The 25,883-nt window shown below is 59.4% G+C and carries 21 protein-coding genes and 2 pseudogenes; 8 read left to right on the forward strand and 15 right to left on the reverse strand.

Annotated elements, in window-relative coordinates:
* Nucleotides 1–617: pseudogene (locus DTW90_RS34870) on the reverse strand (Gfo/Idh/MocA family oxidoreductase); the annotation flags it as partial.
* Between the two features lie 131 nt (nucleotides 618–748).
* Nucleotides 749–1,456 (reverse strand): TetR/AcrR family transcriptional regulator, encoded by a 708-nt coding sequence (locus tag DTW90_RS34875; protein ID WP_149344527.1) that lies wholly within the window; start codon nucleotides 1,454–1,456, stop codon nucleotides 749–751.
* Nucleotides 1,457–1,635: 179 nt separating this feature from the next.
* Between DTW90_RS34875 and DTW90_RS34880 the strand changes: the two genes are divergently transcribed.
* Genes DTW90_RS34880 through DTW90_RS34900 form a run of 5 tightly spaced genes read left to right on the forward strand, consistent with a single transcriptional unit; the run spans nucleotide 1,636 to nucleotide 8,153 of the window.
* Nucleotides 1,636–3,192: a sugar ABC transporter ATP-binding protein gene (locus DTW90_RS34880; protein WP_149344528.1), complete on the forward strand. Its 1,557-nt coding sequence runs from the start codon at nucleotides 1,636–1,638 to the stop codon at nucleotides 3,190–3,192.
* A complete protein-coding gene (locus tag DTW90_RS34885) occupies nucleotides 3,189–4,178 on the forward strand; it encodes an ABC transporter permease (protein ID WP_149344530.1) in 990 nt (329 codons plus the stop codon). Before DTW90_RS34880 ends, DTW90_RS34885 begins: the two co-directional genes overlap by 4 nt.
* On the forward strand, nucleotides 4,175–5,173 hold the full coding sequence (locus DTW90_RS34890) for an ABC transporter permease (protein WP_149344532.1): 999 nt from the start codon (nucleotides 4,175–4,177) through the stop codon (nucleotides 5,171–5,173). Before DTW90_RS34885 ends, DTW90_RS34890 begins: the two co-directional genes overlap by 4 nt.
* Before the next feature lie 52 nt (nucleotides 5,174–5,225).
* Nucleotides 5,226–6,374: an ABC transporter substrate-binding protein gene (locus tag DTW90_RS34895; RefSeq protein ID WP_246665173.1), complete on the forward strand. Its 1,149-nt coding sequence runs from the start codon at nucleotides 5,226–5,228 to the stop codon at nucleotides 6,372–6,374.
* Nucleotides 6,375–6,410: 36 nt separating this feature from the next.
* Nucleotides 6,411–8,153: a GMC family oxidoreductase N-terminal domain-containing protein gene (locus tag DTW90_RS34900; protein ID WP_149344534.1), complete on the forward strand. Its 1,743-nt coding sequence runs from the start codon at nucleotides 6,411–6,413 to the stop codon at nucleotides 8,151–8,153.
* 15 nt (nucleotides 8,154–8,168) lie between these two features.
* Here DTW90_RS34900 and DTW90_RS34905 read toward each other — a convergent pair whose 3' ends face one another.
* From DTW90_RS34905 to DTW90_RS34935, 7 genes are all read right to left on the reverse strand, one after another.
* Nucleotides 8,169–9,392, reverse strand: a complete 1,224-nt coding sequence (locus DTW90_RS34905; protein ID WP_149344536.1) for an MFS transporter — start codon at nucleotides 9,390–9,392, stop codon at nucleotides 8,169–8,171.
* 131 nt (nucleotides 9,393–9,523) lie between these two features.
* Nucleotides 9,524–10,261: a DUF2182 domain-containing protein gene (locus DTW90_RS34910; protein ID WP_149344537.1), complete on the reverse strand. Its 738-nt coding sequence runs from the start codon at nucleotides 10,259–10,261 to the stop codon at nucleotides 9,524–9,526.
* Between the two features lie 73 nt (nucleotides 10,262–10,334).
* Complete coding sequence (locus tag DTW90_RS34915; protein ID WP_149344539.1) at nucleotides 10,335–12,320, reverse strand: primary-amine oxidase; 1,986 nt, start codon at nucleotides 12,318–12,320, stop codon at nucleotides 10,335–10,337.
* A 95-nt stretch (nucleotides 12,321–12,415) separates the two neighbouring features.
* On the reverse strand, nucleotides 12,416–13,462 hold the full coding sequence (locus tag DTW90_RS34920; RefSeq protein WP_149344541.1) for an extracellular solute-binding protein: 1,047 nt from the start codon (nucleotides 13,460–13,462) through the stop codon (nucleotides 12,416–12,418).
* A 30-nt stretch (nucleotides 13,463–13,492) separates the two neighbouring features.
* Nucleotides 13,493–14,299 (reverse strand): ABC transporter permease, encoded by an 807-nt coding sequence (locus tag DTW90_RS34925; RefSeq protein WP_149344543.1) that lies wholly within the window; start codon nucleotides 14,297–14,299, stop codon nucleotides 13,493–13,495.
* Nucleotides 14,296–15,168 carry an ABC transporter permease gene (locus DTW90_RS34930; RefSeq protein WP_149344545.1) on the reverse strand — a complete coding sequence of 291 codons (873 nt, stop codon included), beginning with the start codon at nucleotides 15,166–15,168 and terminating at the stop codon, nucleotides 14,296–14,298. Before DTW90_RS34930 ends, DTW90_RS34925 begins: the two co-directional genes overlap by 4 nt.
* Before the next feature lie 9 nt (nucleotides 15,169–15,177).
* Entirely contained in the window at nucleotides 15,178–16,179 is a 1,002-nt protein-coding gene (locus DTW90_RS34935; protein ID WP_149344563.1) for an ABC transporter ATP-binding protein, read from the reverse strand.
* Nucleotides 16,180–16,791: 612 nt separating this feature from the next.
* Here DTW90_RS34935 and DTW90_RS34940 point away from each other — a divergent pair.
* A complete protein-coding gene (locus DTW90_RS34940) occupies nucleotides 16,792–18,027 on the forward strand; it encodes an ROK family transcriptional regulator (RefSeq protein ID WP_188080170.1) in 1,236 nt (411 codons plus the stop codon).
* A 514-nt stretch (nucleotides 18,028–18,541) separates the two neighbouring features.
* On the opposite strand, the gene DTW90_RS34945 is transcribed toward DTW90_RS34940, so the two are convergent.
* The gene (locus DTW90_RS34945) at nucleotides 18,542–19,045 is read right to left on the reverse strand and encodes an HAD hydrolase-like protein (RefSeq protein ID WP_188080171.1); all 504 of its coding nucleotides are present in this window, start codon (nucleotides 19,043–19,045) and stop codon (nucleotides 18,542–18,544) included.
* 458 nt (nucleotides 19,046–19,503) lie between these two features.
* On the opposite strand from DTW90_RS34945, the pseudogene DTW90_RS34950 reads away from it, so the two are divergent.
* Nucleotides 19,504–19,675, forward strand: a pseudogene (locus DTW90_RS34950) (IS66 family transposase); the annotation flags it as partial.
* A 174-nt stretch (nucleotides 19,676–19,849) separates the two neighbouring features.
* A complete protein-coding gene (locus DTW90_RS34955; RefSeq protein ID WP_149344565.1) occupies nucleotides 19,850–22,969 on the forward strand; it encodes a response regulator in 3,120 nt (1,039 codons plus the stop codon).
* Between the two features lie 581 nt (nucleotides 22,970–23,550).
* Here the strand turns inward: DTW90_RS34955 and DTW90_RS34960 are convergent.
* From DTW90_RS34960 to DTW90_RS34980, 5 genes are all read right to left on the reverse strand, one after another.
* Nucleotides 23,551–23,823 carry a hypothetical protein gene (locus DTW90_RS34960; RefSeq protein ID WP_149344551.1) on the reverse strand — a complete coding sequence of 91 codons (273 nt, stop codon included), beginning with the start codon at nucleotides 23,821–23,823 and terminating at the stop codon, nucleotides 23,551–23,553.
* 12 nt (nucleotides 23,824–23,835) lie between these two features.
* Entirely contained in the window at nucleotides 23,836–24,135 is a 300-nt protein-coding gene (locus DTW90_RS34965; RefSeq protein WP_149344553.1) for a DUF982 domain-containing protein, read from the reverse strand.
* Between the two features lie 69 nt (nucleotides 24,136–24,204).
* Entirely contained in the window at nucleotides 24,205–24,681 is a 477-nt protein-coding gene (locus DTW90_RS34970; RefSeq protein WP_149344555.1) for an Hsp20 family protein, read from the reverse strand.
* Between the two features lie 245 nt (nucleotides 24,682–24,926).
* Entirely contained in the window at nucleotides 24,927–25,217 is a 291-nt protein-coding gene (locus tag DTW90_RS34975; RefSeq protein WP_149344557.1) for a hypothetical protein, read from the reverse strand.
* Nucleotides 25,218–25,314: 97 nt separating this feature from the next.
* Entirely contained in the window at nucleotides 25,315–25,587 is a 273-nt protein-coding gene (locus DTW90_RS34980; RefSeq protein ID WP_149344559.1) for an aspartate-semialdehyde dehydrogenase, read from the reverse strand.
* Nucleotides 25,588–25,883 lie beyond the last annotated feature (296 nt).

A 25,883-nucleotide genomic window follows, 5' to 3' on the forward strand; every position in this document is an offset into this window, starting at 1 on the left:
CACATAGCGCCAATGCGGCAGCATATCGAGGATCATGCCGCCGCCGTCTGCTTTCCGGTAATTCCACGACGGCCGCTGCGCCTTGACGCCCCAGTCGCCCTCGAACACCCAATAGCCGAACTCGCCGCGAACCGAGAGGATCTTGCCGAAGAAGCCGCTGTCGCGGAGGAGCGCGATCTTGCGCAAGCCGGGGAGGTAGAGCTTGTCCTGGACGACGCCGTTCTTGACGCCGCGACGTTCCGCGAGGCTTGCGATGGATAGCGCCTCTTCCAGGGTCTCGNCTCGCAATAGACATGCTTGCCGGCTCTGATCGCCTTGGTCAGCAGGCCGATGCGCATCTGCGTTGAGCCGGCATCGAAGAAAATCGTGTCGTTGGGATTGGCGAGTGCCGCGTCGAGATCGGTCGTGGTGCGGGCGATACCGTGCTTGCGGGCGATTTCGGCAATCTTGTCGGCATTGCGCCCGACGAGGATCGGATCCGGCATCAGCCGGTCGCCATTGGAAAGCAAAAGACCACCCTGATCGCGGATCGCGAGGATGGAACGGACCAGATGCTGGTTGTACCCCATGCGGCCGGTGATGCCGTGCATGATGATGCCGAACGACTTTGTCGCCATGTTTATCCTCCCCAAAATGCTTTTCGATAAATAACCAGATAGTTACAAAAATGGCATGCAATGAGAGGGCTGTCAACGTCTCGGGGACAGTCCGCGCAATTCAAGGGATTCGAGATGGACGGCGGGGTGGCTTAGGGTCGCAGATAAGCGAAGACGACATCGACGATGTGCTCGCCCCATGCTTCGATTTCCGGCTTGTCCGACAAGTTGCGACGGAAAATAACCGAGAGAGTCCAGCGGTTTGTCAGAAAGAAGGCGCCGAGAGACGCAATCGTCATATAGATCTTCACGGGATCGCAGCCGGGGCGGAAATCGCCTACAGCAGCCCCTCGCTCCAATAGGCCTGAGATCTCCGCGACCAGCGGCGAATGCAGCTCAAAAATCCGCGCGGAGCGCTTCAGGAACTTCGCCTTGTGCAAGTTCTCGGTGCTCAGAATGCCGAGAAATTCCGGATGCGCCAGAAAATATTGCCATGTGAAAACAACGAGATCGCGCATACCGTCGCGCGGCGGGCGATGCTTCAGATCGAGCCGCGCCTCCGCAGAGCGGATGGCGATATAGCTGCCTTCGAGGACTGCGACATAGAGCGCATCCTTGCCGCCGAAATAGTGATAAAGCATGCGCTTGTTGATGTTCGCTCTTGCGGCGATCGCGTCGATGCGCGCGCCGCCATAGCCGCGCTCCGAGAACTCCTTCGTCGCGGCAGCAAGGATCGCGGCGCTGGTGCGCTCGGCATCCCGCAACCGCGGTTTTGGCGACGAGAGGTCATTCGCCGGCACACCGGTCGAAATTGTCTTTGTCGCCTTCCGACGGCGCGCGGCGGTTTTGGCGTCATTCATATGTGTTCTCAACCTGCGATTTTTGAAGACGGGCGCGCCTTCAGCCGCGAACAAATAGACCATTCTCGCCCCGCTTGACAGTCCCCTCAATTGGACGCATCCTAGTAACTGATCAGTTACGACGGTTCCGATTTTTCGGCAGTCGCAGGTCAGTTTTTGTGCTTTGGAGGAAGCACGGGATGGAGAGAACCCTCAGTTCGCGGGAAACGCATCAACATGCCCATCCGTCGCTTCTCGACATGGCAAACATCACCAAGCGATTTGGCGCGATTACGGTGCTCGACGACATATCGATGCGCTGCGCCGCTGGGGAGGTTTTGGCGATCTGTGGCGAGAACGGAGCCGGCAAATCAACGCTGATGAAGGTCCTCGCCGGGTTCTATCGGCCAGACGGCGGTGAAATCCGTATCGACGGCGCTCCGGTGCAGTTCGCGCATCCCCTGGACAGTCAGCGCAAAGGGGTAGCGATCATCCATCAGGAGCTTAGCCTCCTTCCGCATCGCACCGTCGCGGAGAATATGTTTCTCGGCCGCGAGCAAAGCCGGTTTGGCATTCTTGACCGGACCAGGATGCGGCGTGACGCACTTCGCGTCCTCCAGCGGCTGCAATCGAACATCGATCCCAACGTCAAGGCGGGCCTGCTGTCGATCGCCGACCAGCAGATGGTGGAGATTGCCAAGGCGCTGACCGTCGATGCCCGTATTCTCGTCTTCGACGAACCGACCGCCGCACTCGACAACGCAGAGGCGGCCAAGCTGTTTCGGCTTATCGACGAGTTGCGCCGCGACGGCGCTGCCATTCTCTATATCTCGCATCGCATGGGGGAGGTGTTCACGCTCGCCGACCGGATCAGCGTCATCAAGGACGGACGACTGGTCGCAACGCTCGATCGGTCGGATGCGACGTCCGAGGGCATCGTTCGCCTTATGGTCGGCCGCGAGATTGGAGCGTTGTTTCCAGCCCGATCGCACGCCGACCTGGGAGAGCCGATCCTCACGGTAACAGAGGCCGGCAACAAAAACCTTGCCGGCATCAACCTCAATCTTCACGCCGGCGAGATCGTCGGCGTCGCCGGCCTCGAGGGCTCAGGCAAAGGCGCGCTTGCCCGCGCGCTGACTGGCGACGAGCCGTTTGAAATCGGAACGATCCGACTTTGGGACGGTGGCGGCAAGGTCGGGAGCCCGCGAGAATCCGTGCGACGAAGAATCGCCTATGTCCCCGACGACCGCAAAGCCGAAGGGCTTGGCCTGCGTCAGTCGCTTCGGGACAATGCAGCACTTGCACGACGTTCGCTGACAAATCCTTTGGCCCTGTCGTCAGACGGCGGATGCTCGCCCTCATCTCTTGATGAATTGCTCCGCCAGCTTGATGTGCGTGCCGCCAGCAATTCCATGCCGGTTGGCTCGCTTTCCGGGGGCAATCAGCAGAAGGTCGTTGTTGCCCGCTGGCTTGCCGTCGCACCCAGGCTCTGGGTCCTGTGCGAACCCACGCGCGGCGTCGATGTCGGGGCCAAATCGACGATCTATTCGATCCTCAGAGATTTTGCCGGTGCCGGGGGCAGCGTGCTCGTCGTCAGTTCGGACCTTGCCGAGATCATCGGCCTCAGCGACCGCATTCTCGTGATGAGCGAAGGCCGGATTGCCGCCGAGTGCCCGGCGGGCGCCGGTGAAGAGGACATCATGAAACATGCCGTTCTGTCGCATCACCCAGACACGGCGGAGGGCGCTGCGGCATGAGCGACCCGTCAGTGGCAATCGCGAAGGCTGGCAAAGAGCGCCTGCATGGCGCGGCCTTGTCGATCGCGCTGGTCGTCGGATCGGGGACCCTCTACGCAGTCTCGGCCATCGCGACCGGCCAAAATGCCCAGCTCAACTGGGACGGCATCATGGGTCTCCTGCAGCGGATGGTGGCGCTGGGTCTTGTGGCCATCGGCCAGACCTTCGTCATCATCGCCGGGTCGATCGACTTGTCCGTGGCGCATCTCATAAGCTTTGGCGCGATCATCTCGACATTCGTGATGCAGGGTGATGCGAGCCTCATCTGGCTTGGCGTTCTTGCGGCCATCGCAGCTGGCATCGTCGTCGGAGCGGTGAACGGACTTCTCGTGACCCAGCTCAGGGTAAACCCCTTGATCGCCACGCTGGGCGTCGGTCTCATCCTGCGAGGCATTCTCGCGACCGCCTATGGGCGCCTGCAGGGCAACACACCGGCAGAGTACCGGGTCCTCGCGTATAATACGCTCGCAGATGTACCCAACGCTCTCATCCTTCTTGCCGTTATCGCTCTCATCGCCGCATTTGTTCTGCGCAGAACCCTGGCCGGCGCCCGCTTCTACAGCGTTGGCGGCAATGCAATCAGCGCCCGTCTGGCCGGCATTCATACCGACCGGGTGGTCCTTGCCGCACACATCGTTTCAGGCGCCTGTGCCGCGGCCTCCGGCCTCTATCTGGCCAGCCGTCTGGGAACCGGAACGCCATGGGTCGGCCAGAACGGCGGCTACGACCTCGATTCCCTTGCTGTGGTCGTCATTGGGGGCACCCTTCTTGCGGGGGGTAAAGGCGGCGTCGGCGGAACGCTGGCGGCCGTCTTCCTGTTCTCCGCCATCGATGCCGCCTTCAACATGCTGCAGATCGATCCCTTCCTCGGACAGGTGCTGCGCGGCGCCATCGTTGTCCTGGCGGTCGCTTATCACAGCGTTCGGCAGAAGGGGCACGTCGCATGACGCCGGTGCTGTCTGCCACCCAGCCCAACACCCACGGAAGACTTTCCATGCTGGCGTTCCTTCGGCGGATCAACCCCGCCCTGGTCATGTTCCTTGCACTGATGGTGCTGATCGTCATTCTCAGTCCGCTGTATCGCACGCCTGCCGGTGTCATGAGCTTGCTGCAGCGTGCGGCGCCTCTGGTCATCCTGACCTGCGGTCAGGCCTTCGTACTGATTTCGGGCGGTTTCGACCTTGCGCAGGGTTCGCTGGTCACCCTCGTCGTCATCGCCTGCGCGATGATAACCGGCGGTGACCCAACCCTGACGCCAGAAGCGCTTGCCATTGCACTCGGTCTTGGTCTCGTTGTGGGGATCGTCAATGGCGTCGTCGTTTCCTATCTGAAAGTCCCGTCGATCATTGCGACGCTCGGCACTCTCCTGTCGGTCAAGGGTGCTGCAATGATGTGGTCCGGCGGCGCGCCGCAAGGCTACCTTCCGGACAATCTGCGCATGTTCGGCCGCATGGTCATCCGGCCCGTGCCCGTCATCGGCAGCCTTCCGATCGCCGTCATTGCCCTGGTCATCGCGGTCGCGGTGCTTGCTTTCCTGCTGCACGCCACCCAATACGGTCGGCTTCTGGTCATGATCGGCGACAATCCCCGCGCGGCCGAGCTTGCCGGCGTGCCGGTTCGCAAGATCCGGTTTGCCGCCTTTGTCGTCTCGTCGCTTTCCGCCGTCGTCGCCGGAGTGCTGCTGGGCGGCTTCTCCGGCGTGTCGGTCGATGTCGGGACCGGACTTGAGCTGCAAGGCACATCCGCAGCCGTGATCGGCGGCATCGTTCTGCTTGGAGGCCGAGGCACCATTGCCGGCGCCGCGTTCGGGGCGCTGTCTCTGTATGCCCTTTTTACTCTGCTGAATCTGCTCGGTTTTCCCGAGCCCATGCGGGTCGCCGTTCAGGGCATTATCCTGATCGCGGCCGCAGCCATCACGTCGCGTCGACAGCTGATGGGTTAGAAATCGCGCTCCTCGGGAGGGAGCGTGCTGGTTCCAAACAAGGGAGGTTGAAATGAAGCTGTCATTATTCGAACGAGGAATACCGGCTGCGGTCAGCATGGGGTTGCTGTCGGCTTCCGTCGCTTTGCCGCCGGCCACGGCATTTGCCGACGACGCCTTCACCGCCGAGCAGGCGCTGCTGAAGGTCGCGCCGACCGGACCGGCAGACAAGCCGTGGGAGCAACATATCGGTGGCGGCATGGTCGATACGACCAAATACAAGAAAGCCGGCCCGCATCGCCTCTGCTTCTCCAATGCCAGCGTCAGCAACCCCTGGCGCGTCGTCGGCTGGAAGGTGATGCAGGCAGAAGCGGACGCCGAAAAAAGCGACGTCGCCTCGCTTCAATATGCCGATGCCCAGGACAAGGACGACAAGCAGATCTCCGACATCCGTGCGTTCGTCAATGGCGGCCAATGCGATGCGCTGATTGTCTCGCCGACGACGTCGGATGCACTGACGCCGGTCGTCGAGGAAGCCTGCAAGAAGCTTCCGGTGATCGTTTTTGACCGCAGCGTGAACACCACTTGCCCGGTTACGTCGATCAGCAGCATTGGCGGCAACGCCTGGGGCATCGCCGGCGCACGCTACATCGCCGATAACATGCCGAAGGGCGGCAAGGTCCTGATGCTGCGCACGGCGCCCGGCATCGACCTGTTCGAAACCCGCTCGGATGCCGCGATGCGCATCTTCAAGGACGCCGGCATCACTCCGGTCGGCAGTGAATTCACCGGCGGCGACAATGCCAAGACCAAAGCCGTCGTCTCCGACTATCTGAGCCGCGTTGGCCAGATCGATGCCGTTTGGGTCGACCTGGGGGCGATGTCGGTCGCCGTTGCCGAAGCCTTCGAAGACGCCGGCCAACCCTATCCGATCATCACCGGAGAGGATCAGGAAGACTACCTGCAGAAATGGAAGAATACCGGTTTCAAGGGCATTGCGCCGACCTACCCGGCCTATCAGTGGCGCACCGCCCTGCAAGCGGCCGTCAAGGTCTTGAACGGTCAATCGGTTCCAGGGCCCAAATGGGTGCTGCCGCAACCGACCATCACCAACGACAACCTCGACCAATACGTGAACCTGAAAATGCCGCCGCTGCACTACGCGCTCTGCGGCTGTGAGGATCTGCCGGGATATCCGGAGCGCTTTGGCGGCAAGAAGTAACAAGACCAGTTCTGCGGAGATAACAGGAAGCCTACCATGACCGATTACCTCATCCTTGGCGGTGGCAGCGCGGGCTGCGTTCTTGCTGCGCGTCTGACTGAAAACCCGCAGATTCAGGTCACTCTCATCGAAGCCGGGCGCAACATTGCGCCCGGCACTCTGCCCGACAACATTCGCAGTCGCTATCCCGGCCGCGCCTATATCGACGAGAACAATATCTGGGCCGACCTCAAGGCCTATATCGGCGCGCCGCGCGGAGAAACCACCGGACGCAGCCCTCGGCGTTACGAGCAGGGCCGCGTCCTCGGCGGCGGCTCGGCCGTCAACGCGATGGTCGCCAATCGCGGGGCGCCGGGCGATTACGACGAATGGGGCGCCGAAGGCGCGAATGGCTGGTCCTGGCAAACGGCGCTGCCCTATTTCCGCAAGCTCGAACACGATTTCGATTTTAACGACGAGTACCATGGAGACAGCGGTCCGATTCCGATCCGGCGCATCAAGGCGGAGCGAATGTCGCCGTTCGTCAAGAGCGTCATCGACACGATGGTCGCCCGCGGACACAAGAAGCTGCCGGACCAAAACGGCGAATGGAAGGACGGCATCTATGTCGGCGCCATCGCCGTCAGCGACAAGGGCGAACGTGTTCCGACATCGGTTGCCTATCTCTCCGCGGAGGTCAGGGCCCGCAAGAACCTGCGGATCCTGACCGACCGATTCGCCGACCGACTCATCCTCAACAGCGGCCGCGTGACGGGAGCTGTGGTATCCGACGCGCGGGACCGATCGAAGACCGAAACCCTGCTTGCCCGGGAAACCATCGTCAGCTGCGGCGCGATCCACACCCCTGCCCTCCTGATGCGCAGTGGCATCGGTCCAGGCGCCGCGCTGGCGAAGCTTGGCATTGCGGTCGCCGTCGAAAAGGCGGGCGTCGGCCAAAACCTGATGGAGCACCCGTCAACCGCGGTATCGACCTACTTGCCACCACAATCCCGATTGAAGGATCTGGATGAGCATCATGATCATGCCATCTTGCGTTTTTCGTCCGGTCTTGCCGGAACGCCGGAAGGCGACATGCACGCCGCCATGATTGCCAGATCCGGCTGGCATAGCGTCGGCCAACGTGTCGGGACACTGTTCATCTGGGTCAACAAATCCTACTCGCGCGGTCACGTTCAACTGAAAAGCGGCGATCCGCGCGAGGAACCGCTGGTCGACTTCCGCATGCTGTCCGACGAACGCGACCTCGAGCGCCTCAAGGGCGGCTTCCGTGTCGGAGCCCAAACGCTGATGGATTCCCATATGAACGGCCATCGCGGCTCGGTCTTCCCGACCAGCTATTCGCCTCGTGTGGCAAAGCTCGGAGGCCCCGGTTGGGTCAACAGGGTCCAACGCGGCGCGTTCGGCGCGATGCTCGATCACTCCTACGCGCTGCGGCCGTGGCTCATCCATTCGGTCGTCACGCTCGGGGTAAAAATTGAAGACCTCCTGAAGGACGACAGGGCGCTCACCGCGTTCGTCGGCTCGGCAGTCGGCGGTGTATGGCATGCCTCAGGCACCTGCAGGATGGGTGCAGAAAGCAACCCGATGGCGGTCACCAACGGCACAGGCGAGGTCTACGGCGTCGGAGGCCTGCGCATCTGCGACGCATCGTTGATGCCGACTATCCCGCGCGCCAACACCAACACACCCGTTATCATGATGGCGGAGCGTATCGCGGACGACATCAAGGCGGCGAGCAACCGCACGACCTCCGCCGCAACCTCCGCGCCCGCGTCTTGACATTGCCCGGCGGCTTCAGCGCGGTGCGTGCGTACGCCGCAGAAGCCGCCGCTCGATCCAAAACAGGATGACGAGCAGCAACCCTATCACGCCGCCGGTGACGGCTGACGCCGTCCAACCACCCCAATGATAGGTGATTGTGCCAAGCAGCGAACCGATGGCGCCGCCGATAAAGGTGATCGTCATATAGATGGCGTTCACCCGCCCGCGACTGTCTGGTGCCGCTGCCGAAAAAATGATGCGCTGGCTGGCGACCTGATTTGCCTGGATTCCGGCATCGATCAGGAATGCCAAGACCGCGAGGCCGATAATCGTCGGCACGGCTGCTGCCCATCCGGTTGCAAGGAACCCTGCTCCGACCAGAACCATGCAGATCAATGTCAACGGCATCGAATGGCCTCGGTCGGCAAGGCGCCCGGCGAGCGGGGCCGACAGGGCGCCACCTGCGCCGGCCAGCGCAAACAGCCCGACACCACGCTGGGTCAGGCCCAAATGGTCCGTCAGCATCAGCGGTGCCGCGGTCCAGAACATGTTGAACGCCCCAAACATCAAAAACTGGTAGGCGGATCGCCAACGCAGCGCCGGAAGCTGTATCCAGAGACCGGCCATCGATGCGAGGATCTGCCTGTAGCTCGATTTTCCGTGTGGCGCGTGCTTGGGCATCACCCGAAAGAGTGCAAGGAAGATGCCGAGCATCAGCACGACCGAGAACCAGAAAACGGCTCGCCAGCCGAATGCGGCGGATACGAAGAGCGCGACAGGACGCGCAAGCATGATGCCGGTTAGAAGACCTGCCATCAGATTTCCCACGGTGCGGCCGCGACGCTCGGGTGGCACAAGATGGGTCACGAAAGGGATCAGTACCTGCGCGCCGGTCGCACAGATACCAACCACGAAGCAGGCCAGAAACAAGGTCGAGGCCGCAGTCGAGGTCGCGAGCCCGATGAGGGCGAAAATGGTCAGCAGCAGTGTCGTCAGCACCAGTTTGCGGTTCTCGACGATGTCGCCAAGCGACACCAGCAGGAATAGGCCGGCGCCGTAGCCGACCTGCGTGACGCTCGTGATCGCCCCTGCCAGCCGATCGTCGATGCCGAGCTCCGGACCGATGAAGCCGACCAGCGGCTGGGCATAGTACAGGTTCGCGACGAGCACGCCGATCGCCGTTGCCACGATGGTGACCAGCAACGCGGACGGTTCAAGAACACCGTCTTTTGCTGGTTCGTTTGGTTTCTGGTCCATCATTGCCTCCGGCATTCAGGCGAGACTGCCACAATTGTTGGCGACGACCAAAGGATACTGGGCCGCAACATCGGCTTTGCGCTCAAGAGTCGCAATGTGTGATCTTAGCGTAACGGTCGATGACACGCGGCTTATGTCTTGAGCGAGAGGAATGTCAGTGCGCCGGCAGTCAGGAAGGTGACGGCGCCAATGGCGCCCATATGCCTTTTCCACGGCAAGCTTGCATGAAGCAACATCCAAAGCGTCAACGTTGCCATCCAGGTCAGGTTCATCGCGCCACCGACGAACTGCAATCCGACCATTGCGAAACAACGGGGCAGCGTCGAGCGGCCATGACAGAGGCCTTGCAGAAATGGAGATGAACAGTCGGCCAATCTTAGAGATCCGTCCCATTGCCGGACACTGGCGGCAAGCGCCGAAAGCTCACTGAACCCGACCACGAGAAGAACCAGCCCGGCCGTCACCGAATTGGCGAACTTCCCGTCAGCCGTCAAAATGCCGACGGGTTGAAATATCGACTGCAGAACCGCCGCGAGCAAGCCGACGAGCAGTGCGATGGCGAGGTAACCAGAGCCGAAATGCAATGCAGTCAACTTGGACCTGTGGCCGGAATGAACCGCGGTGACATGAATGATCTCGCGGCTCGTGCTTGGCAACATCATGGCCAGCGCCATCGCAAACCACATGCCGAGGATCGACATCGCGTTCACGATGCTTTGCGACAAAAGGCCGCCGCTGCTGCAAAGGGCCGACCGACCTTGCAGGACGAGCAGGACGACAATGAGCCAGCCGACGGAACTTGCCAGGATGATCCCGGCCAATCCCGCCATGCCGTCATTGTTGAGGAGCCTTTTCGCACCAGCGATCACTGTTTTGATCCTTGTCGCCTTGGTGCGAACGCGTCCGCTAAAACCGCAGACGCGTTCGTGTGGTCAATCGGCATCACGCGCAGCAGCAGCCTGCGCCCTCACCGGCCTCCTTGGCAAGAACGCTTGCGCCATTCACCGTCAGCGGGAGATTGCTTGCCGGGTTCATCTCGAAGAAACCGGCTGGCGCCAAGGAGAAGCCGCAGGAAATGCAAGGCTGCACCGGAAAGTCCTCGGGCCTGACGACGTGGTGCAGACCGAAGCTGTGCCACAAGACGATATCGGTATTCTCGACCGAGCGATCCTGCTTGACGAGCTCTGCCAGCGCGTCCTTGCCATCGGAATTGGCGACGAACTCGCCTGCCGGATAGCGCTCGTTTTCGTTGAAGGGTGTCACCCAGATATGATTGCGGATAAAGCTGGAGCGAATGCCGGATGGGCCGTCATCCTGGATCATTGGGGTCACGCAGTTCGGCGCATGCAGTTTGTAGGCGACCGGCTTACCGACGTGATTGAGCTTGTTGGGGTTGACCACCTTCCAGCTTCGATGGGTCGACGTGTCGGCACGCCTGGCCGCGGCCAGTTCCGTCTTCAGCACCGTCTCTTCCGCGTAGAACGCATTGCCATGCGGGTTCGTCGCGCTGGTCGGCTCCATGTAGGAGTTTGTCTCGACGACGCTGTTGCCTGATCCATCAACCGCCATATCGAGGCGAGCACAGAAAATGTGCTGGTGAATGGGTGCGCCCAGGCCCGGCTGGATTTCGACGGAGTACTTGTCGGGTTGACCGGGATGGCAGGCATTGGTGTTCACGATGCCGGTCGCCTTCATCTCGAACTCGATCTCGCCGGCCTGGTCGAGATACCAGTATTGCGCATATTCGTAGTTGCCGACCGTGCAGATTGAGGAAATCACCAGCTTGCGGCCGCGATGCAGAACCGTGCGCCCGGTGCGGAAGTCCCAATGCTTGGTCAGGACACCGGCATCCTCTTCGTGGATGCAGACCGCCTTCTCGATGGTGACCACCTCGCCCTGCAATCCGTTTACGTGGGCATCGAGATAGTGGATCGTTCCAAGGCAATCGCAGCCGAGGGTCAGCGAGTTCGTAAGCTTGCCGAAGCCGTATTCGCCGACATCGAAAATGTTCTGACGGGCGTGACCGTAGAGGGTCGAGCCGTAGGGCACGACGAGTTCGGCCACGGCGGCGCGGCGCACCACGGAGCGACCGTCATATCTGATATCGTGCAGGACGAGGCCTTCGCGCGGCGTGAAGCCGATCGCCAGCGTCCACTTGTCCCAGGCTATCGCATGGCCATCCACGGTGAAGCTGACACCCTCGGGCTGAACAATGTCGAGAGGCTTCAGCGGCGCAACCGGCGCAGGCAGAAATTCGGGATCATAGTCATACCGGGCCATGGGGATCGGCGGATGATCCGGGTGGTCGTCGATGCGCAAGACCTCGCCGGTCTTGACGTCGATTACGGCATTCAAGCCCTCGATCGGGTGGGCATAGTAGTTCCCGAACTCGTGGACGCGCAACCAGGAGAAGGTGTGCGAGATCAATCGCCCTTCTTCCTCGACATAGCCGAAATTGCCGCCGGACCAGGAGTCGACGATGACACCGGTCATATCCGATATGCCGCGCTTGCGGCAGGCGTCGATGAAGCGTGGATCATTCTTGACGTTGACCTCGACGCTCATCATCTGCTCGACCATGAAGCCGGCCCGCGCCGTCGGAAAGTGCTTTCGGCCGATGATCGCGCCGCCATCGAGCGAAACGATCAGTTGCCAGACACCCGGACGATCGAGATGGTTGACATTCACTCGCGCCGCGCGCGGCAGGGTTTTGCCGTCGAGATAGGCACGATATTCGGCCGGCGTGGGCTCACGTAGGTCGATGTTTTCAAACAGCACTCCGGGCCCGAGCGCCGGATCGGCCTTTACCGCAGCGACAACGGCACTGATTTCCGTGGGGCTCAGCGGAGCAAGCGCGCGCAAGCTCGCAGGCGGAGGCGCGGCGGCGACGCCTTTTTGTATTCTCGCGGGATCGACAGCGTGGTTCATGATTTTAATCCTCGTTCTTGATCGGCAGACCGACCGATATGTCTGCGCCGAGGAGGCATGCCGCCTGATGCGCCATGCCTCCTCGAGGTGTTTGGTCATTGACGAAGGTCGGTCCAGATGCGGTCGTAAGCGCGGGTCGCCTTTTCGGGGCACGATGGCGCAAAAACGATTTTCAGATTTGCCGGCGGATTGAATTCCGGCGACTGGCCCACATCCGGCGGCAAGAACTTATCCGATCCGACGATCGCGCTCTGATAACCGGTTGATTTCTGCTGAAGCGCGATATTCTCCGGATCCATCAGGAAATTCAGGAACTTCTTGGCGTTTTCCAGATCGGGGGCCGAGGCCGGCACGGCGACATTGTCCATCCAGCCGATGGCGCCCTCCTTGGGGAAGACGTATTTGATGCTCGCCTTCTGCATCCGGGCGGCCAAGCCCTTGCCCGACCAGATCTCATGCATGACCGTTTCGCCCGACACCATGCGCTCGGTCGTGCCGTCGGAATTGTAGACCTTGACGAAGGGCTTCTGCGCTTGCAGCAAGGCGTTGAGCGCCTTGAGATCGGCCGGATTGGTGTTGCACTGTTCCTTGCCCATATAGAGCAATGCCAGAGACATCACCTCGCTGGGCGAGCCGAACATGCCGATCTTTCCCTTCAGGTCGGCGCTTGGCGCAAAGAGCGCCTTCAGGCTATCCGTCGGCCCTTTGTAGATCGAGGTGTCGACCGCGTACGAGGTCGTGCCCCACATCCAGGGAACGGTATACTGAGCCTCCGGATCCCAGGAGCGCTTCTGCCACTTGGGGTCCATGTTCTTGAAGTTCGGCATCGAGGCGACGTCGACCTTTTGAAACAATCCCTGCTTCACGAAGATCGGCACGAAGTCGTTGCTGACGATCATGACGTCGTAGCCCGACGCACCGGAGCTGAGCTTGGCAAGCGCCGTCTCGTTGGAATCGTAGGTGTCGATCGTCACCTTGATCCCGGTCTCGGCTTCGAACTTCTTGACCATCTCGTCCGAGGTATAATCGGTCCAATTATAGATATGCAGCACGCCGGCGTCGGCGAATGCCGTCGCGGGCAATATCCCGATAAGGCTTGGCAGAAGCGCCGCCGCCGTTAGAATGTTTCTCTTCTTTGTCATGTTCTTCCCTCTCTTTTTATATTCGGCTGTTTATTGATCGACCGTCTTGCGGCGCCCCAGCAGCAGCGCTCCGGCGACGAAAACCAGGGAAACCAGAAGCAGGATCGTGGAGATGGCGTTGACCTCCGGAGTGACCCCCAGCCGCATCATCCCGTAGACGTAGACCGGCAAGGTGGTTGATCCGGCGCCCGACACCATGAGGCTGATGAGGAAATCGTCGAGCGAGACGACAAACGCCATCAACGCGCCGGCAAAGATCGCCGGTGCCAGCAATGGGAACGTCACGCGCCTGAAAAGCCGCCATTCGGTGGCGTAGAGGTCACGCGCGGCCTCTTCGAGCACGCCGCCCATGTCACGCAACCGCGCCTGTACCGGCAAAAGGGCGAAGGGGATGCAGAATACGGTGTGGGCGATCATCAGGTTGAACAGGCCGTTGTGCATGCCCAGCAGCGAAAAGAAGATCAGCGTCATGATGGCGACGATGATCTCGGGAACGATCAGCGGAAGCGCAATCATCGCCGACACCACGCTTCGGCCGCCTCGCAGAGTTCCGCGCTCCAGCGCAAGGGCTCCGGCCGTGGCGATCAGTGTCGATGCGACGGTCGCGACCAGCGCGATGACGATGCTGTTGAACGCCGCCCGGCGGATATCCTGGTTGTCAGCGACAACTGCAAACCAGCGCAGGCTAAAGCCGGTCCAGACCGTCACGAGACGGTTGCTGTTGAAGGCGTAGACCACAAGAACCAGAAGTGGCGCATACAGGAAGACGAGGATGGCGGCGGTGAATGCCGAGAGCCCGGGCGTATGACGCCATGTGAAGGGGCGGGTCGCTCTCATGCCGCATCCTCGCGAGACGCGTTTCGCGCACGTGACACGAAGACGGCGAGGACAGCGAGCGTGACGACGAAGGAAAGTGCCGCGCCGAACGGCCAGTTTCTCGATGACGTGAACTGCATCTGCGCAAGACTGCCGATCAACAGCTTCTTGCCGCCACCCAGAAGATCGGGCGCCAGAAATGATCCAAGAGCCGGTGCGAAAACCAGGCTGGCGCCGGCAAGAACGCCCGGCTTTGCCAGCGGCCAGATCACCCGTCGGAAAACGGCGGTGCGGTTTGCATAGAGATCGTAGGCCGCCTCTATCAATCTCGGATCGAGCCGTTCGAGCGTCGAATAGACGGGCAAGACCATGAACGGCAAAAACGTGTAGACGAGGCCGAGAAGGATCGAACCATCATTGTATAACAAGGGCAGCGGCGCGGAGATGACGCCAATGGTTTTCAGAAAGCCGTTGGCCAGACCTTCGTCGCGAAGGATCAGCACCCAGCAATAGGTTCTGATGAGCGTATTGATCCAAAACGGCAGCGTGACCAGGAAGAGAAGGACCCTGCGCTTTTCTGCAGACTGGCAAACGATGTACCAGGCAACGGGAAAGCCAAGGATCAGACAGAAAGCGGTCGTCGCGGCCGCGAGATAGACCGACCTGAGGATGATGACGACATAACTCCAGGAAAACACCAGGCTGTCATCGAAATCCCGCTGAAAGAGAAACTGTATGTAGGCGTCCAATGTCAGCGGCATCGTCACGCCGCCATAGGGATTGGCAGTCATGAAGGAATAGACGATCGCGATGCCAAGCGGCGCGATCATGAATACGCTGATCATCAGGACTGCGGGGCCGATCAGGATGAGCGTGCTTTGTCTCTTCATGGCTGGCGCTCAATTCTCGAGATGACGTTCGACGCTGTCGGGCCAGTCGGCAACGACAGCCTGACCCGTTGCCAGGATCTTGTCGGTCGCGCGCGACCGGCTGCGCAGCCGGCCGCCCTTTTCGAGCTCGACCTCATAGAGCGTATCGAGGCCGAGAAAAGTCACCGAAACGATGGTTCCGTTGACCCGGCCCTGCCGCGAATTCGATGCGCAGGATAGTTCGATGCGCTCCGGCCTGACGGAAACGGCGGAGGCCGTCGCCCGACCGAAAAGCGCTCCGGGGATGACGTTGGATTCCCCGATGAAGTCTGCGACGAAGCGATTTGCCGGGTATTCGTATATCTGCTTGGGCTCGCCGATCTGAAGCACGCTGCCGGCAGACATGACAGCGATGCGATCGGACATCGCTAGTGCTTCCTCCTGGTCGTGGGTCACAAGAACAAAGGTGATGCCCGTCTCGCGCTGCAGTCGCTTGAGCTCCGTCTGCATCTCCTTGCGCAATTTGAGATCGAGGGCGGACAAGGGCTCATCGAGAAGAAGCACTTTCGGCCTCGGGGCGAGCGCACGCGCCAGCGCCACTCTTTGCTGTTGTCCGCCGGAAAGCTGTCGTGGGCTGCGGGACGCCAGGGGTTCAAGCTTGACGAGCGAGAGGACATCCTTCACGCGGCGCTCGATGTCGGGCCTTGCCACCCCGCGCATCTCCAGGCCGAAGGCGACATTCTCAGCGACGGTCATGTGCGGGAACAGGGCGTAGCTCTGAAACACAGTGTTGACCGGCCGTTTCTGCGGCGGAAGGGCACCGGCATCCACGCCGCCGATCAGGAGTTTCCCTGTCGTTGGGGCTTCAAAGCCGGCGACAATACGCAAAAGTGTTGTCTTTCCGCACCCCGACGGTCCGAGCAAGGTAAAGAACTCGCCGTCGCCGATCTGGAAGCTGACTTGGTTCAACGCATTGACAAAACCTGCGGCCTTCGTTGCGAACGACTTCGTGACTCGGTGAATGTCGATCATCGTCTGCAATCGCGTAGCTCCCGCAATGGTATCCATTTAAATAACCATTTGGTGCAAAAGCTATCAGCGAAAAATTCGTCTTGTCAAGAACTTCGGCATGCTCGCTGGAGAAATTAATATAGCAATCCCATCCAGCGATTCCGATCTTTCGACCGACAATAACTCGACTTAAAAATTTAAATCAAGACCAATACCACATTGATATTATTATCATTAAATCTGGATTGGCGCGCATAAGCCAACAGCGGCATCGCCTTTGCCGCGTGTTGGCTCCCAGAGAAGGCAGCTGACGACACGACGCTACGCAATACGCCTTCGCAACAAACGACTTATCGTTTGTAACTTTTTGGTTATTAGTAAAAGGCGCCTTTTCTCTAGAAATTCAGGGCTGACATGATCCTTGCTATCGCTTGACCTAAGAGACAGCCGTCAGTTTCATTTGAGACCGGTGCTATCCCGTTCCCCCAAGCGATGTGCGCCGAATTCTTCGGCATCTGCGACGGTCTCTGCGAAAATGATAACACAACACTTTTTCATTAAAAGCTTTTTGAGTATCGTGGTGCCGGATGTTTGAGGAATGCCATGAGTCTGACGGTCGATAGAAAAACTGGGATGTCTGGAACCAATCTTCTCCAGACTCGGATTTCTAACCGTCGCGCTGTTTTCAACGCCGTGCGAAGCAAGGGGCCAATTACCCGTGCTGAACTCGCGCAGGTGATCGGACTAACGGTCCCGGCAATCTCCAATATTGCGTCGGAATTGGAGGAAGCGGGTCTCATCCGCCAGGAGGGAAAACGTGCGGGCCTGCGCGGTCAACCAGCCGTCGAACTCTCGCTTGATCCAAAAGGCGGATACTCCATTGGTCTTAGCCTCGCTTACCGACAGGTGTCAGGCGTGGTCGTCGATTTGACCGGGGAAGTCATCCGCAGCGAAACCATCGAGATTTCTGAACGAGGCCCGCAAGCAACGGCTGACGCACTTGCAAATCTGGCCAAGCGATTGATAGCCGCATCGCAGGTGCCTGCAGATAAGCTATGGGGCGTTGGCTGCAGCGTTCCCGGGACGGTCGAGAATGGGACCTTTTGGTATGACAAGGTTCAAGAAGGTGACGATTGGACGCGTTTTCATCTCGCCGAGACACTCGAAATGTTGACGGGAACTCGTGTCTATGTCGAAAACGACGCTACCGTCGCCGCGATCGGCGAGCGCCTTTACGGGATCGGCCGCCACACGCGCAGTTTCTTTTATATGCATTTCAATCTCGGCATTGGTGGCGGCCTGGTTCTCGACGGTCTATCCTATCGCGGCGCTTTCGGGGGCGCCGGCGAAATCGGACATATGATCGTCAAACCGGGCGGGCGACTTTGCGCCTGCGGAAGTCGAGGCTGCCTGGAACAATACGTCTCTCTATATGCCGCGGCAGAGACAATTTGTGGTCCGGAGAGAACGCCAGACGAGGTGCCGAGCGAGGAAGTCACCAGCGCTTTGCGAAATGGCGATCCCAGACTGGCAGCATGGGTGGCGGAGGCTGCGCAATACCTCCGCATTGCGATCCGCAACATCGAAGCCCTGTTTGATCCGGACACGATTATATTAGGAGGAGGACTGCCTCAGCAGTTGTTCGATGATTTGATTGCGGCCGCAAACCCTTTGCTGCCGAATCTGATCCACCGCCATGGCAACACACAACCCCGCCTCATGTGCGCGGAGCATGCCTCTCAGCTGCCAGCCCTTGGCGCGGCTGCTCTCCCGATCGCGCTCGTGACGCAAATGCACGGTACGACGTTGGCACAGCCTATCGACGGCTCTAGCGGAAACGCAGCGCTCGCCTTCCTTGGTATCTGTTGAAGCCTCACCGCCACGGCGACCTCGTGAACATGCTGGAGCATAAAACCAACATCGACGGGTGAAAGGCTGGCGTCGCGATCGCGCGCATAGAATGATATTCGGAATCGAGCCTGGCGAAGATGAACAACTACCAGAGCTCCGCAGCGCATACGGAGCATTCTGGTGAGGCAATATGCTATCCGCTCGGGAGCCCGCGGTCACCTGCCGTCCGCCTTCTCACACGAGACCTGCCGCACATATCGGACGATCCCATTAGATTAGACAGGACGATGCCCTTCTTAGGTGGCTCGAAGCGCCTATCCAGTTTCGACAGTCTTTCCCGCTCATTTCCCCGCTGAGCCGGGAGCACATCAATCTAGCCGGCCCCTACACCTGGGACGGCGAGCAGCACCTGCCGGAAGGCTTCCGGTTGCTTCGCCTTCTAGCTGGGTTGCAGCGCGCACAAGTTCTCACTTTGTCGGCTTTGGCGTGTCATCGGGTTCTTGTTCCGACCCCAGTGTCACTCGTACAGCAATTATTGCGGCAATACTTTATCGCCTATGGTGATAAGCAAGCCAGGTATTTCAGCAATGCTATCAACCACGAAGTCCGCCTTCGGTAAATCTGGAAGGCGTGAGCGGCCCTTGCCGGTTTGGACCATCACCGATCGCGCTCCAATGGCCAGAGCTCCGCGTATATCTGTCGCATGATCGTCGCCGACGATAAGCGTCGTTGAAGCCTGGCCGTCAAATTCAGCGAGTGCTCCGGCGAAGAAGGTTGACGACGGTTTGCCCGACACTATTGCCGACTGTCCCGACGCCACCTCTAGGGCAGCGATGAAAGCGCCGACGTCAAGGGCATGCCCGGTGGACGATCGCCAGCGCAGATTGCGTTGGAGTGCGAGAAGGCGCGCGCCATTCAGTAGCAATCCAAGCGCAACGTTCAGCGTTTGGTAGCTAAAGCCCTCGCCAACGTCGCCCACAACCACGGAGTCCGGTTGAGTCCGGTCGAGCTTGAGGCCACCAAACAGGTGCTGCACGCCTTCGGCACCAGGATATCGGTGAAACTTGCATCCTCGCTTTGAAGAAATTGTACTGCTGCCGTCGCCGACGTTCGAATGTCGCGTGCCACAATATCCTCGAAACCAAGATTACGAAGCTCATCAGCAACAACCTCAGGCGGTCGAGAACCAATTCGCGTCGGACTGGCTTGGTTCAAGCCAGGAACTCGTGCCGGCGCTCACGATGGGCACCTTCTCGTTTGGGGGGGAGGGCGACTTCTCCATGGTCGCTCGCCAAGGTGTTAGCGTTGGGCTTGCTTGCGTGGATGGCCTCCGAGGGTGAACCCGCCCGACAGCGGATGTAGAGCCGGAAGCCATCCCCAATTGCTTACTTCTTCTTGGGCGTCTTTTTCGCTCCTTTATCGGAGCTACCGACAATGGCTGCTATCAGCCCGGGGACTGCATCGGAATCTCGCCAGACCCCATGCCGGCTGGCGATCGACACGGTTCGCCGTGAACTCGAGGCAGCCGGTCCGAGCGTAAGCGCAGCTCCTGGAGCAAATGGAACTGCAAATCGAGGATTCGGAAGCGAACGCGGGTGAAGATGAACTGGCGGCTGAGATCGCAGCCGAAGCTTCAACCGTCAAAGCCTTTGAGCGCGAGCGTCCAATTAGCTAGGGTTCAAATCGCTTCCACCATATTCAAAACTAGGCCCAATTCAGAACTAGCGGGCTGGACAAGCGTTATCAATGGCCTAAGTCGCTTCTGCCAGATTGCCACGGAAACGCCATGACCTTGGAAGCTACTGATCAATACCTGGATGTATTTGTCGGCGACGGCGAAATGGCCAAGATGATGCGCCAGCACGATTGGACAGCGAGCGCGCTCGGGACGCCAGATCAATGGCCGGAGTCGCTGAGGGTAGCGCTACGTCTGCTGCTCACCTCTAAATTCGAAATGTGGCTCGGGTGGGGACCTGACATTGCGTTTTTCTACAACGACGCATATCGGCCGACACTGGGCAACAAGCATCCCAACGCGCTCGCCGTGCCAACAAAGACCCTTTACGCCGAAATCTGGGACGACGTCAAAGACAGGCTCGCGACCGTTTATGACAAGGGTCAGTCAACCTGGGACCGCGCGCTTCTGTTGTTGCTTGAGCGAAACGGTTACCCTGAAGAAACGTATCACACGTTTTCTTACAGCCCGCTGATCGGCGACACGGGCAAGGTCGAAGGTGTCTTTTGCGCCGTGGCCGAGGAGACGGAACGGGTAATCGGTGAAAGGCGGATCTCGACCATGCGTGCGCTAGCGTCGGGACTTGCGGCTGCGGACACGCAACTGGAGGTTATCGACACATCACACCGCGCCCTTAAAGAGAATGTTCAAGACCTGCCGTTTTGCGCCCTCTATCTTTTCGATGACGAGGGCAGTGCAAGACGGGCGTGGGCATGCGGAGCGCCTGATAGCCATCCGTTGATGCCTGAAGAGATCGACCATGACGCTGGTTTTTGGAACCTGAGGCGCGCGTGGACGGAACAAGCCGTTGACCTGATCGACCTTACGGCGGTGGATAACGTTCCATCGGGGCCTTGGCCGAGGGCACCCAAACAGGCGGCGATCGTCCCCCTGATCGGACAAGGTGGAGGTAAGCCAAAAGGCGTTTTAATCACGGGACTGAACTATCACCGAGCGATCAGCGACGACTATCTGGATTTTTTGAAGTTGATCGCCGGGCAGATCGCCTCGCGCCTGGCGAGCGCTGAAGCGTTCGAGACGGAACGTCGACGGGCAGCAGCTATCGCCGAGGCAGCGGAGATGCGAGAGCAGGCTGCCGTTGCTCTCGAACAGCTTAATCGCCAGCTATCCTCTGAAGTGGCGCTTCGTACCGCCGAGCGGGACCGGATGCGAGACCTGTTCCAGCAGGCGCCGAGCTTCATGTGCATTCTGAGAGGACCGGATCATGTCTTCGAGCTCGTCAATGATGCCTATCTCCAACTGGTCGGGCGCCGTGAGCTATTGGGCTTGAGCGTCAGGGAAGCACTGCCCGAGGTGGCCGGGCAAGGGTTTTTCGAGTTGCTAGATGGCGTGTTCCAGTCAGGCAAACCCTATATTGGACGAAATCTGCCGGTATCGCTGCAGCGGGAGGGCGAAAAGCAGCCAGACGAGCGATTTATCAACCTGATCTACCAGCCGATATACGATCAGGCCGGCGAGGTTACTGGAATTTTCGTCAACGGCTTCGATGTCACCCACCAAAAGCGGGCGGAAGATCAACTGCAAAGCCTCAACCACACGCTAGAACAACGTGTTGAGCAACGTACCCACGAGCTTCGATCGGCGCTCCTGCAACTAGAAAAGGAAACGGTTGAGCGCGAAACTGCGCAGATGGCCTTGCGGCAGGCGCAGAAAATGGAGGCGCTCGGCAATCTGACGGGCGGCGTCGCACATGACTTCAACAACTTGCTGCAGGTCGTGAGCGGCAACCTGCAGCTCCTGTCCAAGGACATCGACGGCAACGCACGTGCCGAACAGCGCCTCGAGAACGCTTTGGCCGGCGTCGCCCGCGGCGCGAAACTGGCGTCTCAGCTTCTGGCTTTCGGGCGTCGCCAGCCGCTCGAACCCAAGGTCGTCAACTGCCGGAAGCTCATCCAGAATATGGACGACATGCTGCGCCGCGCCTTGGGCGAAGAGATCGAGCTCGAAACGGTCCTTTCCGGGGGGCTGTGGAACACCCTGATCGATCCCGGTCAGTTGGAAAATGCGATCCTGAACTTGGCAATCAATGCCAGGGACGCGATGGACGGCCGCGGGCGCCTGACGATCGAAACAGCAAATGCCGTGCTGGATGACGATTACGCCCGCCTGCATAAGGACGTCCGTCGTGGTCAATATGTGCTGGTGGCGGTGACCGACACGGGATCAGGCATACCGGCTGATATCGTCGAACATGTGCTTGAACCTTTCTTCAGTACCAAGTCCGAAGGCAAGGGCAGCGGTCTCGGGCTCTCAATGGTCTACGGCTTCCTGAAACAGTCCGGCGGGCACCTCAAAATCTACACCGAGGTTGGGCAAGGCACGACGATGAAGCTCTATATGCCCAGGACGGTGCAGATTGAAGACAATCTAGCAAACTTGAATGCCCTCCCGGTGAAGGGTGGCACGGAGACCGTTCTCGTGGTTGAAGACGATGACGGGGTGCGAGAGACTTCGGTCGCCCTTTTGACCGATCTCGGATATCACGTTCTCAAGGCCCATGATGCGCAATCCGCTTTTGCCGTCATCAATAGCGGCATGCCAATCGATCTGTTGTTCACGGACGTCGTGATGCCCGGCCCTATGCGTAGCACGGAGCTTGCTAGAAAAGCCAAAGCGCAGTTTCCTAGCATGGCGGTGCTGTACACGTCGGGTTACACGGAAAACTCAATTGTTCATGGGGGCAGGCTGGATGCCGGCGTCGAACTGCTGTCAAAGCCCTACACCCGCGAAGCGCTTGCCCGGAAAATCCGCCACGTCTTGAGCAACGCGCGCCAACACCAGATCGCTGTCGAGCGGTTCGACCGGCAGGAGCAGGCATCCGCCCTCGCGCCGCAAGTTCCAAGGGCCGAAACGGCGAGCGTTCTTGTGGTCGAAGACGAGCCTCTGATCCTGATGTCAACGGTCGATATGGTTGCCGAGCTCGGCCATACCGTTCACGAAGCCGGCTCAGCGGAAGATGCAATGGCGGTTCTGGAAAACCACAGCATTAATGTGCTGCTGACCGATGTCGGCCTTCCCGGGATGAAGGGGACTGATCTTGCCCGGCGGGTTCGAGAGCGCTGGCCGGCCGTGCGCATCGTGTTTGCGAGTGGTGACGACAGCGCCAAGTCTGTTTCTGGTATCCCTGATGCACTCCAGATATCAAAGCCGTTCACAATAGATAGTTTGGCCGAAATCCTGTCGAGAGCCACGCAAAGAACTTGATGGCGGTAAGAAGATGATCGAGCATCCTCTGCAAGAAAGGGCATCAGCAATATGTTCATTCCAGCACGATGCTTGGATGAGCGACAACAGATCTGGCAAGGTTCAGATAACTGTATATTTATGATGAACGGCTGGGCTGCGGTGATCTGTCAGGAAGAACAGGTGTCGGACGTAACAAGCGCGGCGACGGCGACAGATGCTGACACGCTCCCACGCTTTTTACAGGTTCCGGCCATGTCGGTCAGGCGTCTGCAACGCTCCGCGGACGTGGCTGTTTAACATCGCGCTCACGGCACGCTGAAAAATCGTCGGACGTAGACCGAAGATTCGGGATGAAGGAGCTGGCCATTCATACTTCGCGTACACATTAAGTCCTTGAGCGCCCCATACCTCGCTTGTCGCTCCACCATTCAATGGATGGACGATGTCGCTGCTTAATGTACGCAGACGCTGCGCTTGTCTTTGTGATCTCCTAACGGCGATCGACTGCCCGTCACGGCCTCTTTGACCGCCGCATGCCCTCTTGATCGCCTCTTCGCGTCACCAAGTTGGTTTCGCGTACCCAGCCGCGGCCTGAACCATTATCCGTACCATCTGTCGAGCTCCCGCAACGCCGCCTGCACCTCATCGATAGAGACTGGCCCTGGCGTTCTCGGCAGATAACGAAGAGCCGGTTGCGACTCCATCGCGTAGAGGTCGGACGCCCAAGCGGCCAAGATCGCACGACGATCATCGACCGAAAGAGATGGCGCGCGGACGACATCGATCGGCCGGTGAAGCTGCAGGCCTTGAACGAGAACAGCTGGCCCCATTGCCACGGCTTGATTAACCGCCTGCTGCAACAGCTGGTGCATTGCCTGCTCGCCTCACCGAACGTGTGGATCTCGATAACGTCGCAGCTTGGATGCGGCGATAGTGGCCGCGTGCGGAGCCAGCAGATCGTGTTTTTCTGCAAAAGCAGCAAACAGGCCGCGGGCTGTCTCGGCTTCGATCTCGCCCCGTAGTGCCGCGCCGCAGACCCTCAAGGCAACCGCGTGGGCATGATCCCTCGACCTCATCGGCCATTCGCAAAGATGACGATAAGCGTCCGTGGCGTTGCGAACCTCAGCCGGAAAGCCAAGGCCGACGAGAATGGAAATCGGCTCTCTGAACATGTCGGGTTTCATCGCTCTCTCCTTTCCAACCCGGGGATGTCTTAGGGCGCCGTGATAACGGCGCCCTTTTCCAAAGCCTGGTCACGCCGCCTTCTGCGCTTCAATTTGCGCGGGCACAGCCGGCGAAGCGAGTGCCATGTCTGGCTGGATTGAGATTTTCCTCGGCTTCAGCGCTTCCGGGATTTCACGAACGAGATCGATCGACAGCAGGCCATTCTTAAGGTCCGCGCCGTTCACCCGCACGTGGTCGGCAAGCTCGAACCGGTGCTCGAACGGACGGCCGGCAATGCCGCGATGCAGGTAGCCGTCATTGGCAGTCTCCTGCTTCTTGCCGGTGACCGTCAGAAGGTTGGACTGGAAGGTGATGTCGAGATCGCTCTGCTCGAAACCTGCCACAGCTACCGAGATCCGGTAGCTGTCATCGCCGGTCTTGACGATGTCATAGGGCGGCCAGTCGCTAATCGAACGGGCGCGCTGGGCGTTTTCGAGAAGATTGAAGACCCGATCGAAGCCGATGCTCGAACGGAACAGCGGTGCATAGTCGTAAGATGTTGCCATAGCCATATCCTCCTTGAAGCAACATGGGTACGGAAGCGCCGAAAGGCGGCGCTCCCAGCAAGTCCAGCCCTGTGTCAGCGGCTGGTGAAAATCCATTTGGTTCAGCCGATTTCGTGATTCAAGATCCGCGACGCGAAAATTTTCATCCCTCATAAAATCGGACGAATTCGACGTCGCTCGCCCACATCTTCGCCACAAAATCCCCGTCCATGGCGGAGTTCGCAGATCAGTGCGCCTCCAGCGCTTTAGTGGACGGATCGACCGATAACACGATGCGGATAGGCGGCCTTGAACTGCGCCATCATCGCGCTGGCTTGCTGCAGCACACGTTCAGCCTTTTCAGGATTTTCGCGCGCAAGTTCGTCGGCATTGATGCGCATTGCCTCTGCCATGCTGGCGGACATCGTTGCAAACCGCCCCTCGCCATAAACCAGCGCCTCCTGTGAAGCTTTCTCAAGGCATCGGGCGAAATCGACGATGATCTCTTCTCGTTCTGCTATATTGGCACCTTTGATGGTATTGATGCTTTCTTCCATATCACTCTCAGTCTGAATAAGACGTGCGACGCGATGGAGGTCATCTTAGCCTCGACCGCGCAAACAGCTAGGAAGACGAAAAATCAAATTCAAGAGTTCAGTGAAGCTTGAACTCGCCCTCGACGCGACGCCATTCGTTCGGCCCGATCAGGCGCTGGTGTGTGTAGCGGATGGAGTGCAGCGGTCCGTCGAGGCTGTCGCGCCAGAAGTCCAGGAACCTGTGCATCTCGGGGAAATCAGGTGCGAGATCGTAGTCCTGCCAAACATAGGTTTGCAGGACGGATTCGAAGTCTGGAATGCGATAGAGGATATGCGCGGTGGTCAATCCATAGCCATTGAGCTGACGCTCCAGGTCCGATGAGAAATGCATGCTTCATCTCCGTTTCGTGACGCTGTGAAGGTGGCGCAAAATTTCCCGGCCACCAATGATTTTCTGAACGCTCAGGGCTATTTCTTGTTTCCTTCCAGTGCGTTAGCAGCCGCCACCTCCGAGTGCTATTTTTTCCTCTCACCCCTCTTGAAATCAAAAAAGACCGAAAATAAATTTTGGCCGCGAACGCTCGATTGAGGTTCGCACCCGCCCGGACTGGTCATCCGGTCCGGCCAGGGTTCTAACGTCATCTTTTTTGTCCAACGGAGGAAAACATGTCGTTCCGACCGCTTCAT

The sequence above is a fragment of the Neorhizobium sp. P12A genome (genome assembly GCF_008365395.1).
Lineage (GTDB): Bacteria > Pseudomonadota > Alphaproteobacteria > Rhizobiales > Rhizobiaceae > Rhizobium.